General features: G+C 55.5%; 9 protein-coding genes. 5 read left to right on the forward strand and 4 right to left on the reverse strand.

The features are described from left to right. Positions 1-43 precede the first annotated feature (43 nt). From ACLB1Z_RS09925 to ACLB1Z_RS09935, 3 genes are all read right to left on the reverse strand, one after another. Positions 44-1,078, reverse strand: a complete 1,035-nt coding sequence (locus ACLB1Z_RS09925) for a polysaccharide biosynthesis protein GumE (RefSeq protein WP_409563155.1) — start codon at positions 1,076-1,078, stop codon at positions 44-46. Positions 1,079-1,314: 236 nt separating this feature from the next. Continuing rightward, the gene (locus ACLB1Z_RS09930) at positions 1,315-3,165 is read right to left on the reverse strand and encodes a WecB/TagA/CpsF family glycosyltransferase (protein ID WP_409563156.1); all 1,851 of its coding nucleotides are present in this window, start codon (positions 3,163-3,165) and stop codon (positions 1,315-1,317) included. A 30-nt stretch (positions 3,166-3,195) separates the two neighbouring features. Next, positions 3,196-4,725 carry a hypothetical protein gene (locus ACLB1Z_RS09935; protein WP_409563157.1) on the reverse strand — a complete coding sequence of 510 codons (1,530 nt, stop codon included), beginning with the start codon at positions 4,723-4,725 and terminating at the stop codon, positions 3,196-3,198. A 391-nt stretch (positions 4,726-5,116) separates the two neighbouring features. On the opposite strand from ACLB1Z_RS09935, the gene ACLB1Z_RS09940 reads away from it, so the two are divergent. The 5 genes from ACLB1Z_RS09940 to ACLB1Z_RS09960 are packed head-to-tail and all read left to right on the forward strand — an operon-like array spanning position 5,117 to position 11,066. Then, on the forward strand, positions 5,117-5,800 hold the full coding sequence (locus tag ACLB1Z_RS09940; RefSeq protein ID WP_409563158.1) for a sugar transferase: 684 nt from the start codon (positions 5,117-5,119) through the stop codon (positions 5,798-5,800). Between the two features lie 11 nt (positions 5,801-5,811). Further along, positions 5,812-7,086 (forward strand): polysaccharide biosynthesis/export family protein, encoded by a 1,275-nt coding sequence (locus ACLB1Z_RS09945; RefSeq protein WP_409563159.1) that lies wholly within the window; start codon positions 5,812-5,814, stop codon positions 7,084-7,086. A 20-nt stretch (positions 7,087-7,106) separates the two neighbouring features. After that, positions 7,107-8,882 (forward strand): AAA family ATPase, encoded by a 1,776-nt coding sequence (locus ACLB1Z_RS09950; protein ID WP_409563252.1) that lies wholly within the window; start codon positions 7,107-7,109, stop codon positions 8,880-8,882. Then, entirely contained in the window at positions 8,879-10,072 is a 1,194-nt protein-coding gene (locus ACLB1Z_RS09955; protein ID WP_409563160.1) for a polysaccharide pyruvyl transferase family protein, read from the forward strand. The genes ACLB1Z_RS09950 and ACLB1Z_RS09955 overlap by 4 nt, the downstream gene beginning before the upstream one ends. A gap of 1 nt (position 10,073) precedes the next feature. Further along, positions 10,074-11,066, forward strand: coding sequence for a hypothetical protein (locus ACLB1Z_RS09960; protein ID WP_409563161.1), 993 nt, complete (start codon positions 10,074-10,076; stop codon positions 11,064-11,066). Positions 11,067-11,102: 36 nt separating this feature from the next. Here ACLB1Z_RS09960 and ACLB1Z_RS09965 read toward each other — a convergent pair whose 3' ends face one another. After that, the gene (locus tag ACLB1Z_RS09965) at positions 11,103-13,379 is read right to left on the reverse strand and encodes a TonB-dependent siderophore receptor (protein ID WP_409563162.1); all 2,277 of its coding nucleotides are present in this window, start codon (positions 13,377-13,379) and stop codon (positions 11,103-11,105) included. Positions 13,380-13,506 lie beyond the last annotated feature (127 nt).

The raw sequence follows: 13,506 nt of genomic DNA on the forward strand, positions 1-13,506 counted from the left end.
GCCCGTGGCAATCACAGTCCGGCGCGTTGGTTTGAGAACCATCTTATGCTCCTTTTAACGCGGGAACTTGATTTCTTTCCGCGTCGCCCCCCGCCTGGAGCGCACCTTGGATGAACCACAGGAGCGCGGCGGTTTTAATTGTCAGAAGCGAATAGCTGACCAACATGGACAGGGTGAGGTAGATACAGAGCGCGTGCGTAAAGCGAACCTGCTCCGTCGTCTTTTCGGAGACGTGCCACGCGATGAAAGTCCAAAGCAGGATGAGGCCGGGGAGAGATTGCGTCACAATAAGATAGGCAAGGCCGCTATCAACCGTGGAGTTGACGAATTGTTCGGAGATTCCAAGCAGGTCCGGAAGTTCGAAGCGATGAATGATTTCGACCGTTCCGGCCAGTCGCCCTGCGAAATCGTCCTCTCCAGATTTTAGTCCGAAGAGACCCGCGGCAGAAAATAACGTAAGCCCTGCCAGCGGAAGGTAGATGATCGCGGAGTACGGAGGCAGGTACGGCGTCACAAACGCTGCTGCCAAAATAATAACTGAGGCGAGTACAGCGAGCCGGCCGTCGCAGCCCATAAGCAATAGGACGGTCGTGACTGCGAGATAGATTGTGGCAGGCAAGCCAATGCGGCGAAAGCATGAGGTCGTAAACGCAACGATGATACTGCAATAATTTCCCAACGATACCGGCTCGAGAAATATCGATGACATCCGCAGTTCGTTGACCCATGGAAAATAGCGCGCGTTCGGACGCGTGGCGCTGACGAAGAGATCGGAGTTCGAATTGTAGAACTGATCGGCGCGGGTTCCGCGGGTGTTTATGTAGTATTCCTGAATTTTGAAAATTGCCGAGTGAATGTCCGGCAAAAATGACTCGAGCAGAAAAATCGCAAGTACAACTGTTTGGACGAACAGCACAGTGCGCACCAGATAGCGTTCTGACGATGCCATTCCCAGGAGCAGAAACACGGGGATGATCATCACGTCGCGGATGTATTTGGGTTGCATCTCTCCGGTGGCGATAGCGCGAATAACACCGAACAGGAAAATGAGACTCATTACGACAACGATAGGCGCCATCTCAGGCCGCCATCGAAGCAGTGCAACCGCGAGCGCAGTCGCAGTCAGCATCCCCTCGACGAGCATGACGAGGGATGGCGTGAGCGCCATCACGTTGGCATTCACGACGGCCAGCCCAGCGTTGAACATGATGGCTGCGATTACGATGGCGGATGGGGCAACGTCCAGCAGCCAGCTGTTTGTCAGGCCGGATGAACGAAAATTCGCATTGCTGTTCGATAGGCTGGTTACGTCGCTCATGGCGCGAAGCCGGTGCGACGGTCGCGAGTGGCAAGATGCAAGAAAACGATATTTCCCACTACATAGCGAGAGAACAGCCGGCGAGGCTCGAGCGCTAAGCGATACAGCCACTCGCATCGGGCGCGGCGAATCCAACCTGGTGCCCTTCTGATGCGTCCAGACGCGAAGTCAAAAAGGGCGCCGACGCCGATCTGAAGTGGCACCGGCAGATCATGACAGTGCTTGTCTATCCAGATTTCTTGAAGTGGATTTCCCATGGCGACGAGAAGTATGTCGGCTTTGGAGGTCTTTATCTCGTGGCGTACAAGTTGGATGTCTGTCTCTTGCGACAGATATCCATCGCGGGCTCCGACGATCGAGTGGCGCGGATATAAAGCGGCAAACCGGGCGGCGGTGGAGCGGACAATTTCCGGTCGCGCGCCCAGCAGGAAAATGCGCAATCTATGCCGGGTATTGCTCAGATAGTGCGGGACAAAGTCAGTTCCGTTCAGATTGGCGGGAAATCGTCTGCCGAACTTCATGCGGCTGGCGATATCAACACCGAAGCCATCGTTGAGAACAAGAAAGCGCCGTAGCGCCTTACGTAAATCGGGATTTCGTGCTGCTAGGCGAAGCGTGTGAGCATTGGCGAATGCTATGCGCTGTTGAAAATTCTGGGCGACGGCCTGATCCAACGCATCGACGGCATCATTGCGCGACATCACGCTGATTTCAACGCCTAGCAGCGTGCGTGTCTTGTGGCCGAGGATCCGCTCATATTCGTTGCGATATAATTGCTCGACCTGTGTCCAATCGTAAGGCTTTGCTGCCGCTATAGCTGCAGATCGCAATTCGGTGTAGCGCTCGGAAGATGCCAGCATGAATCTGAGAAGGTGGTCGGCTGCTACTTCTGGCTCGTCGAAATTCGTGAGAAGCCCGATGCCGACGCGTCGCAGGATCGCTTCGAAGCTTGGAATTTCATTTGCAATCGGTATGAGCCCGGCAGACATGGCTTCGACGAGCGTCAGCCCAAATCCTTCATACTGGGACGCCGACGCGAAGAAGCTGCAGGTAGAAAGTTCATCGGCAATCTCTCCGTCATTTCGATCGGTCAGAATTTTGATGCTGCCGTCGCGCAAGCCGTCGGCGCAGGCCGCCTCTATAATGCGTAGCATTCCGTCGCTATCGTTTCCGATCAATACGAGACGGGCGTCCGGGATCGCATGGCGAACGAGGTCGAATGCGTTGATGAGGTTCAGAATACCTTTGTGGGCCGCGAATCTACCGAAATATGCGATCTTCGGTTGGTATTCTCGACTTGAGGCATCTCTGAATTTGTGGATGTCGACGCCATTTTCGATCGCTACAACACGTTCGCCCGCGATTGTGCTGAAGGTCTGAGCGTCGTTCTCGCTGCAGGCGATGACGCGACGGTAATTGCGGACCGAGGACTTTGTGATGGTCCTGAAATAGAAGCGCTTCAGGCGTTGCGCAAACGTCGTATGGAAGAAGCCGCCGTGGGTCGTCAATACCATTGGTTTTCTGTGCCATGGCGCGGTGGCTGATAGAAAATCCGCAAAGAAGTCGACACCGTGGACGTGAATCAAGTCGAAATCTTCAATGTGTGACAAAACCTGCGGAGCAACTGGGTAGCGCCGTGAACCGCGAAAGGGAATGCGCCTAACAGGAATATCTTCAACGCAATCGCGTGAAGGAAGCACTGTGTCGAGATCTTGAAAGCGGCGGTTGAGAGTGAGCACCTCTGCTTGCAGCCCAGCTCTCAGTTGGGCGCGTGCTAACGACAGCACCATATTTTCGAGGCCGCCCACGGCCGGATGAAACTGGCGAACAACATGCAATACACGCATGAACAACCTCCTAGAGCCAACGAGACGATCTCAAGCTGACCGCAAAACCTCCAACGGAGCCTTGTTGATGATGACACCTGCTGCACGGACGCCAACCGCAGGCGACGTTTTAAGTGCCCGCATGAGTGTGAAGGTCGATGTGGATCCCCACTCCGCGACGATTACGCAGACATCGAGTGAAGTCGCGACGGCTTCGGCATCCGCGTGGTTTGTAAGCTCGGGCAGATCACAGATTATGAGATCATAGCTGCCGCGCGCGCTGGTGATCAGCCTGTCCAGCTCAGGTGATGCCATCAGCACAGCGGGCCGCACGTCATCGGAAATGCTGCGTTCGCCCAGAAAATCAAAGCCGAATTCCGTCGTCGTGACATTGTCGACGAGATCTGTAGGGTTCTTCAATGCGCTCAGCAATTCTGTTGCCGCCGTACCAGTCAGTCCGCGCGCAAGTGCCGGTCGATGAAGGTTGCCGTCCATTAAGAGAACGCGTGCGCCGCCTTCAACACCGAGCACCGCGAGGTTGAACGCGAGCGTTGATTTTCCCTCGCCGTTGCGCGTTGAGGCGACGCCGACAACACATGTGCCGTTATTGAGGTTTTCTCGCAGGCGTAGAAGAATGCCGCGCAATCCGTCCTTGTCGTCATGCAAAAGAAGTGGCGGTTCAGCGCCGTTCTTTGGATACAGTTTGCGGCCAGGCACAAGCGAGACAACGCCAAGTACAGGTAATCCCAGGCTGAGCTCCAAATTTTCTGGAGTGCGAACAGGACGAAGAACGAACTCGCGACGGGCAGCAAATGCGAGGCCAATGAGGCCGCCACCCAAAAGTGCTGCGGCAAGTATCGCCGTACTGAAAGTGGGAGAAGCGCGTGAAGCGCTCGCCCGCGTCAGAATTCTTGGTCCCGTCGCAGCCTGTGGCTCGGCGTTAAGCGCGTTGGCGTACTCACTAAGTGTCTGCTGATGTAGCGAGCGATAGGTGCTTGCTAAAGCTTCGAGCTTTTTGCGTTCGACGGGTCTGCTGGGTCCTGCCTGTGCCTGTTCCTCTGCGGTAGCCGCACGTTCTTGCAACGTATCGAGGCGTTGCTGTAACTCCTGCACCGCTTGTTTGGGCCCATTTCCGATCGTTTTTTTGTAATCCTCAATGTAAGCATCAAGCACGGCATTTACGAGCTTCGCGGCGTTATATGGATCGCGCGACGCAAGCGTGATTCTGATCGCGGATCCCAATGCCACAGGAGATACGGTTAGAAGGTCCTTGATCTTTCCGATCGTCTTGAGTCTTTCGGCATCCGTCTCCGCAACAGATGACATTTGTTGCGGCTCATTGCTCGCGAGGGATGTTGTCAAAAGAGCCGGCTCGGAAAACGCCGGACCGTTCGCTTCACCCCAAAACGCGAGCTTGTCGAGAGTTTCGGAAATAATGTGATCGCTCTTGATTGTCTCGATCTGAGCCGCGACGAAACTTTCCCGCGCCTCGGCATCCGATGCTGTGACGCTTGCGTTCAACGACGGCAGCAAGACCTCGCCTGTCACGACGTGGCGGCGTTGCTCGGTGCCAAGCGCCAAAGCTCCTGCAGCGAAGCCTAAGAGTGTCCACGTAATGATTGTTCCACGGCGCCACCTGATGGCAGCGCGCCATGCGGATAAAGGTAGCTGGCCGTGAGATGGAACGTTAATGCGATGCATCAGTTCGCGTCCGACTTTTACACGTCTCGAGCAATGACGTTAGCGGATGGAGATAAGTAGACAACGCATCGAGCGCGTTCGCGGAAGCGAACAAAACGTCGCATTACATAGTATTTTCATGAGAGTAACATTGCGTGCGTTGCACCATAATTGTGCCTCATGATCAGTGGAGAGGTTGCCTCTCGATCGGCAACTCACTTGCCTTTCACTCATCTGGATTGCCGTTAGTGCGCAGTCCAATCGAACCAGTCAGTGTGCGGAGACGGTATCGATGACCTTTCTCAATCGTCCTCAGTCTTTGTCTTTTTCCGGTGCTGAACTTGCGTCATCGCCGAGCGCCAACACTCTTGCAATTCAACTTGCAATTAAGCGCGCGGTCGATGTTTTCGCCGCGTCAACACTCATCGTTGTGGCGTCGCCGATCCTTCTTGGAGCGGCGGTGGCAATCAAACTGACATCGCGCGGACCGATCTTGTTCAAGCAATCTCGCTACGGTTTGAACAACGAGCTTTTCGGTATCTACAAATTCCGTAGCATGCGAATTGATTTGGGGGATGCCACAGGCGTCAGGCAAACCAAAGCTGACGATCCGCGCGTCACAAGTGTCGGAAAAATTCTTCGCCGCACCAATATCGATGAGTTGCCGCAACTCTTCAACGTTCTGTTCGGCGACATGTCTCTTGTTGGTCCTCGTCCGCATGTTCCTGGAATGCGTGCGGGCGGTCTACTCTATGAGGAGCTTGTTCCTCATTACTTCAAGCGTCATCGCATGCGCCCCGGAATTACCGGCTTGGCTCAAATCAATCGATTAAGGGGCAGCACGACGGACGCAAAATTCGCCAAGGCGCGTATAGAATACGATCTCGCCTATGCTGAGAGCTGGTCTCTTTTTCTGGATTTTCGGATCCTTTGGCAAACTTTCAAATCTGAGGTGTTTCGCGGCACTGGGAGCTGAGGCAGCAGTTGATGAAAAAATTGCGGTTTGTTTTTCTATATCTGCCGATCCTTCTGGCCACGACGAGCGCAAGCCTGGCTGACGATAGTTATCGTATTCAACCTGGCGATAGCATCGAGTTCAGCGCGGCCTCGGCACCAGACCTCAAGACGCGCGCGACAGTCGACATCGATGGGCAGATCAGTTTTCCCTTGGTGGGTGAATTGAAAGCCCAGGGCATGACTGTGTCTGAGCTCCAAGCGAAGGTTCGCAGTGAGGTATCCTCACAAGTACTCCAACGCCGTTCGAGTGATGGCCGCCAACTCTCAGTGATGTTGGCAGCGGATGAGATATCGGTCGTTATTGCCGAATATCGTCCGATCTACGTTAATGGCGACGTCTCGCAGCCCGGACAACAGTCATTCAGGCCGGGAATAACCGTTCGCCAAGCTATTGCTCTTGCGGGCGGCGTAGATGTGATGCGTTTTCGAGCGCAGAATCCACTTTTGGAGGAAGCCGATTTCCGAGCAGACTACGACGCCCAGTGGACGCTGTTTGCCACGCAGCAGGCGAAGATTCTGAGGTTGAAAGCGGAACTTGCAGGGAAAGCCAACTTCGATTCCAAGGCGCTCCAGGCAACGCCGATCTCTGCGAGCAGTGTGAAGAATATCGTTGATCTGGAGGAGGCTCAGCTCTCTGCGCGTAATAGCCTCAACAAGAAGCAAAGCGACTACCTGCAGTCAGCGATCGCGACCGAAAACGATCGTATTTCGGCGCTCTCTCAACAAGAGGACAAAGAGAAGCTTGGTGTCCAGGCGGATACTGAGGAATTGGAGCGCGTGAAGGAGCTGTTCGGAAGGCAAACGCTGCCCATCACGCGGGTCATTGAAGCTCGTCGCACAATTCTCCTGTCATCGACGCGGTATCTGCAAACCGTAGCGCAGCGAGGTGTCTCCGAAAGGGATCGAGCGGACTTGGCCGCACAACTTCAAAAGCTCCCTGATGAACGACGCCAAGGGCTTCTGACGGAATTGCACGATACGCAGCTTGAATTGAGCCAAACGCGTGCGCGGTTGCAGGCTCTTGGCGATAAGCTGATCTACACAGGGCTTGTTCGATCCCAACTTGTGCGCGGAAATGGCGGAGAGCCCAGCATTCTAATTCATCGGAAAACGGATGCCGGCGTCAGTAGCCTCAAAGCGTCACAAGATGAGGAACTGAGACCCGGAGATGTCGTTGACGTTGCGCTGCATTTTCCGCAGAGCAGCGCGCCTGCTCCGCAAACCGATGAGAGAAGATCAGAATAGTGCTGCAATTTAATCAAAACGTGCGTGAGCTGAGATCGCCTCGGTGGTCGATCGGTGAAATCGCGAGCGTGCTTAAATACCAGCATCGCATAATCATCATTAGCGTGATTGGCTGCCTTTCCGCGGCGCTGTTATTTCTCGCGGTTACGCCCAAAAAGTATATCGCGACAGCGGTTCTTCTTACCGAAACCCGACAGGCTCCCGATGACGATGCGGCATCGAGCGACGCTGTTGTCGACAGCACGGTCATTGAATCGCAAATGGAGGCAGTCCGCTCGGGAAGCCTTGCTTTGCGGGTAATAGACGAACTCGGTCTCGCTGACGATCCTGAGTTCGGCAAGCCAAGACCAGGCTTTCTTTCGCGATTGCTTGCTTTGTCTCCGATTGGCAAAGGTCCGGCGCACAAAGCGAATCCACGCGAGATCGCACTGGATAATCTTCAAGCGAAATTGAAGATCGATCGCATCGGGCGGAGTTACGTCGCGGAGATTGACGCAACGTCCATCGATGCGGAGAAGGCTGCAAAAATAGCAAACGCAATTGCCGACGGCTACATCGAAGAACAGCTCGGCGCGCGTCAGGAATCGCAACTGCGCGCTAATAAATGGATGCAAGACCGTCTCGTGGTTTTAAGAGATCAAGCAACGCGCGCTGAGAAGGCGGCGCGAGATGCGACTGTAACCGGTTCTAGTCCGGGCCAGACGGCAGCGTCGGGCGTAGTTTCCGCCGACAACGGAAAAGCGTTAGATCTGGCTGCCAAAGCACGAATAGCGCGGGCAGGATACGAAGCCTACTTGAACCGTTACACCCAAGCGCTGCAGCTTCAGAAAGTTGCAATTCCGTCGACTTCCGCCCGCGTGCTAACCAGAGCCATTCCACCGAATATTCCCGGTTCGCCGCGCACCACACTCGTATTGGCGCTTTCGTTGATCGCCGGCTGCACGCTGGGGACGCTCGGCGCCTTCGGCGCAGAGTTTGTGCAAGCTCCAGTGCGGTCGCGATCACAGTTGTCGACAGCGCTTGGGGTACGAGTCTTCGAGCCGCTTCCGTTATGTAAGGTGCGTACCGGCCTATTCGGTCGTGACAAAGGACTGCCCGTTGTGCTCGTCGGGAATTCCGGGAGCGGCGCGAATGCTGCCGAAAATGAGCTTCGGAAAATCAAGATCGCGCTCAGTCAGTTTGATTTGCAGAAGCCAACTCGCGCGATTGGTGTGACCTCACCGACATCTCATGATGGCAAGACGACGGTTGCGTACAATCTCGCTTTGCTGTCTGCTCAATCTGGAAGTCGAACGCTACTGATTGACGCCAATTTGCGCAATCCGACATTGGCGAAATGTTTCTGCGAGCGGGACGGAGAATTATTTACGAAGTTTATTACAGGCGTAGACGAAACACTCTCGGTCGTACGCCTGGCGGACAATCTGAGCTTTGTGGGGCAGAGTAATTTTGCAATACCCGCGCACCCCGCCGATATCCTGAGTTGCGACGCCATGCATCAAGCGCTGCAGCGAGCGCAAGGAAACTTTGACTACATTATCATTGATCTTCCGGCGATGCTCGATCATGTCGATGCGCGCGCCATTGCACTGCTTTTAGATCGCGTTCTTATGGTGTGTCGCTGGGGCAGTCCGATTGCCGATTTGGAGCGGTGTCTTGAGAACGCGGAGGTGATCTCAAGCCGCTTGCTTGGCATCGTGATTAATAAATCTCCGGAGACCCGGAGCAGTGGGTTCGTCCGTCCGATCAAGAAACCCGAACAATCCGACGGAACTATCGACCGTGTCGAAGCGTGAAAGGTGCAGAACTGAGCGTTCTTTGCTTCAACGATTTTTTCAGCGCCAATCTTGGTGATCGGCTGCTTGGTCGATGTCTTCATGCAGCCTTGCGATCCGAACTGGATTGCGGTGTTGATGGTTGGGATATCGACGGAAAGAGCGGACCCGAGGGCGAGCCAGCTATATCGGCTTGGTCCGCAAAAGATGTGGTTCGCACGCTTGTTCCGCGTCGTCTCAAGACGCAGCTTAATGTGCGTCGTGCGCGCAGCCGGCTGTTGTCTCAGTGGAAAACATCTGTGCACCAGCGACCAGTGTCCGCGATTGTCGTCGGAGGAGGTCATTTAATTACTGCGACGACTGAATACTTCCCCGTGCGTCTCAACGCTGTCGCTGAATTTGCGCGCGAACTGGGTGTCGGTATCCACATACACTCCGTGGGCGTATCCCATCCCAATACGTGGCAGCAGGCGGCCGGCAAACAATTGCACCGCTTTCTGCAGGATGCTTCCATCGCAAGTATAAGCGTGCGTGACGAACAATCGGCCGATCATCTCGTCGCTACCGGTTGGCGAAAGGAAAATATCCGGATCGCGCTTGACCCAGGCTTGCTTGCGGCAAGGACTTTCGAGATTGCGAAGCGCTCGCCCCGTCAGCGTCTTCGCGTTGGGCTTGGCATCATGTCGCCCGCGGTCGTGAGGGCTGTTCGCGATGCGCCGACTGGGATTGACGATGCTTTTTGGATCGCCGCTGCGAAGCATTTGGTTGCTGCCGGTGTGGACGTCTATCTATTCACGACCGGTGAGGTTGGCGACATCCGCGCGGCGCATCGCTTGGGGTCGAAACTCAGCGAGCGTGGCATAGCGTACGATGGTTCCGCCATCGCTCCCAGGGACGACGCCGATTTGGTCAGTCGTGTCGCTGGTTTCGACGCTATTGTGGCGCAGCGCCTTCACGCGTCGATCATTTCCTACGCTGTCGGAGTCCCTTCGGTGGGACTTGGATGGGATCCTAAAGTTCGCGGCTTTTATCGATTGACGCGGCGCGTGGATTACTTCTTCGACGACCGAGATGCGCAGCCTGATGATATTTCGGCGCGCGTTCTGCAGGCCGCACAAAGTGGCTTAGATGGAGGCCTACGTGATCATCACATCGCTACGTGCGAAGATGGAGTCCGCTCCCTTGCAATTCTGATCGCAAAGGGGAATTGAGGTGCGGGTCGTCCATGTATTGGCGGGCAAGCCCGACAACCGGTGCGGTGTCCTCGATTACACGACGAGATTGGTCGATGCACTTTCACAAATGAATGGTGCAACGGAATGTGCGCTCGTCGATCGATGGTCGCTTAAAGAGACGCTGCGGGTCGCCAGCGCATATCGACAAGATGTTATCCATATACAGTACCCGAGTATGCAAATGGGCAGAGCACCATGGTGGGGGCTTTTGACCTTTTTGTGCACAAACTCAGTGGTGACGCTGCACGAGTTTCGGATATTCAGTGCAGCGCGCAAACTTTATTGCCTGCCAATTGCTGTGGGGGCAAAGCAGATCATCTTTTCGAATTCCGAAGAACGGCGCGCCTTCCTCTCGTTGTATCCTTTTGCGGCGCGTGTGTGCACGGTCGTTCCGGTGGGCAATAACATACCAGTTCATGCCGTTCGCCGAGAGAACCCGCCGCGACGTTTGATCTATTTCGGGCAGATAGGGGAAAATAAGGGCCTCGAGCGTGTCATCGAAGCCGTAGCCGCGCTGCGTGCGCAAGGCTCAGACATTCCCATTGCATTCATTGGAGCTGTCGTTGATCCGGCTTCGCCAACTGTGGCACTTGTCCGTGCGAGTGCCCAAAAAAACGGAGTCGATCTTCGCCTCAACTTGGACAGTAGAGAGGTATCACAGGAGCTGGCGCAAGCTAGTCATGCCTATCTCCCTTTCCCTGACGGCATCACCGACAAGCGGGGGTCTGCATTGGCTTGCCTGAAGCACGGCGTGACCGTACTAACGACGCACTCCGTACAGACGCCCGATTGGCTGCGTGTGGTTACAACTCATTGTTCTGGGCCGCTCGATGCTGTGGCGCACGTCATGGCATCCGAGCCTCCCGTCATTGACGCCGTAGCACTTGCGAACGGCTTGGCAGAGCGCGAGTGGCCCGCTATCGCAACCCGCCATCTGGATATTTACGACGATCTCGCCGCCCGCGGGTGAAGCAACCGCTGAGCCGGCTCCCCATCTCGTTCTGTGCTACCATCGATAACGCAAGCTGCCGATCACGGTGCGGCCCTGGTCGAGGTAGCAATAATCGGACGAGCATACGTCGACACGCTTGTCGGCAATATTATTGATGTTCAACTGCAAACGAGCGCCACGCAGGGTTGGGTCGAGACGGGCGAGATCGTAATGCGACTCCATATCGAAGAGCGTATGTCCTGCGTTCTTGAATGTGTTCTCATCATTGCCGAAGCTCGATCCGATATAGCGGACGCCGAGGCCAAATCCGAGCCCAGCCGCCGGTCCCGACCGGAGCGTATAATCGCCCCAGAATGATGCGGTGTTGAAGGGAATGCTCGAAAGCACATTGCCTTCATTGCCATTTGCATTGTCTTCGATGCGCATGTCGACATAGGAGTAAGAGGCCAAGAGGCTCAACCCGTTGTCGAGCGTGGTTGTGCCCTCGATCTCGAAACCACGCGAGCGCAGTACGCCGGTCTGAACGGAGCCGCATTGGGTGACACCGTTGATGTCCGCGCACTGGTCTTGGACGCCATCCGTCTGCTGAATGTCGAAGACGGCAGACGAGATGGATGCGTTGTAGCCTGGCACGAAATACTTGAAGCCGACTTCCTTCGATTCCGACTTCGAGGCATTGAACGGTTTGCCGGTAATGAAATCTGTCCCGGAGTTTGCGACGAAGCCTGTACCGTATGCGATGTAGGGCGCGAAGCCGGAGTCGAAGAGATAGGTGAGGCCGGCGCGGCCGGTCCAGTCCGCATCGCTTTGCTTGAGATCGTCGCCGTCCGTGTCGGTGTCGGTCGTAACCCAATCGTGGCGGCCGCCCAGGGTCAACACCCATCGGTCGAGCTTGATCTGGTCCTGCAGATATGTGCCGGTCAATATCTGATCCTGATGCGTCACCGTTTGGATCGCGGGCGCCGGGATGTGTGTTTGGCCATAGTTGTAATTGACGAGGGGAGGGACGATACCGCCATCCTCGATGGGTTCGCCGAAGCCCATGCCCTCTTTGTACCAGACATAAGCAACGTCGACGCCAGCCAGCGCCACGTGTTTCAGTGGTCCCGTCGAGAAACGAGCTTCCAACTGATTGTCCGCCACGAAATTATTCACGTCGCTGATGACGATGCCGTTGGCGCGGCTCCAAATGTCCGGCTCGATTTCATCCACGATATCAATGTATCTGCCGGTCGACGAAAGATGCGAGTAGCGCGCCTTTTGGCGGAAGGTGAAAATATCGTTGAAGCGGTGCTCGAACTCGTAGCCGATGCGTTCTTGCGTCTGGTCAAAAAGCTGGAAATTCGGATCGCCCGACCAGATGTTCGTCCGATGCGCGTGTCCGGAACTATAGTCGTTGTACCAGGCCGTGTTGGCGCCCGTCGTGGCGTCCATGTATTCGCCGAGGATCGTCAGCTTCGTATTCGGGTCGAACTTGAACGTGACGGCCGGTGCCAGATAGAGGCGATCGTCAGGCGTTCCCATGAGTTCGGTATCGCTGTCGCGCACAAGGCCGGTAAAGCGATAAAGCACATTATCGCCAAGTGTGGTCGGGCCGGAGAAATCGAAGTTGCCTTGGTAGCGATCGTAATTGCCGATCTGCACCTCGAGCTCGCGAAAGGGCGTTTCGGTCGGGCGCTTCGAGTACATATCGACAATGCCGCCGGCGTTGCTTGAGCCGTATAACGATGCCGTCGGGCCGCGAAGAATGGTGATGCTATCGAGGCCATAAGGTTCCGTGCGGAACTGTCCGAAGCCGCTGCTCATCTGGCGCAAGCCGTCGCGATAGATGCCGGTGTATGTCGCGTCGAAGCCGCGAATATTGAAGGTGTCGAAACGCGGATCGTAGCCGGAAAGATTGGTCCGGATGCCGGGCACATATTGAATTGCGTCGCTGAGATTCTGCGGAGCGCGATCCTCGATCTGCTTGCGCGTCACGGTCGAGATCGACTGCGGTACTTCGATCAAAGGCGTATTCGTTTTCGTCGCAGCAAAGCTTTCCTTGGCGACATAGCCGTCGATTGCTGAAAGGGACACGCTCGATCCGTCGCTCAGTGGAGGCGGAGTCTTAGGGGCATTCGTTTTCGTGATCTGCGACTTTGCCGCCGCAGTCTTCGCCGGTTTGGAAACGGATTTCTTCGCAGTAGGCTGCTTTTGGCTTTGGCCCTGAACTACGATTTCCGGCATCGGAACGGGCACGGCTTCTTGTGCGCGGGCGGCAGGCGCCGCTAGAATCGAGGACGCAGCAACACTTAGCGCCCGCACGCGGGCGCTTGGCCATTTCGCAAACATTGTCTTCCCCCACACAACTGGAACGCGATTGCCACCCCGCAATCACGTCCAATCAGAACACGCTAGCGACACATTCTTTACTTTTCAAGTCAATATTTGTCGGGGTACAATCGTCTTCGTTTGCAAT

Origin of the sequence: Hyphomicrobium sp. MC8b (assembly GCF_905067615.1) — a bacterium.
Lineage (GTDB): Bacteria > Pseudomonadota > Alphaproteobacteria > Rhizobiales > Hyphomicrobiaceae > Hyphomicrobium_B.

What these genes read in the sequence shown, in the direction of transcription:
- ACLB1Z_RS09945 (WP_409563159.1), top strand. Translation starts at nt 5,812, where the DNA reads ATGAAAAAATTGCGGTTTGTTTTTCTATATCTGCCGATCCTTCTGGCC.
- ACLB1Z_RS09965 (WP_409563162.1), bottom strand. Translation starts at nt 13,379, where the DNA reads ATGTTTGCGAAATGGCCAAGCGCCCGCGTGCGGGCGCTAAGTGTTGCT.
- ACLB1Z_RS09940 (WP_409563158.1), top strand. Translation starts at nt 5,117, where the DNA reads ATGACCTTTCTCAATCGTCCTCAGTCTTTGTCTTTTTCCGGTGCTGAA.
- ACLB1Z_RS09930 (WP_409563156.1), bottom strand. Translation starts at nt 3,165, where the DNA reads ATGCGTGTATTGCATGTTGTTCGCCAGTTTCATCCGGCCGTGGGCGGC.
- ACLB1Z_RS09925 (WP_409563155.1), bottom strand. Translation starts at nt 1,078, where the DNA reads ATGGCGCCTATCGTTGTCGTAATGAGTCTCATTTTCCTGTTCGGTGTT.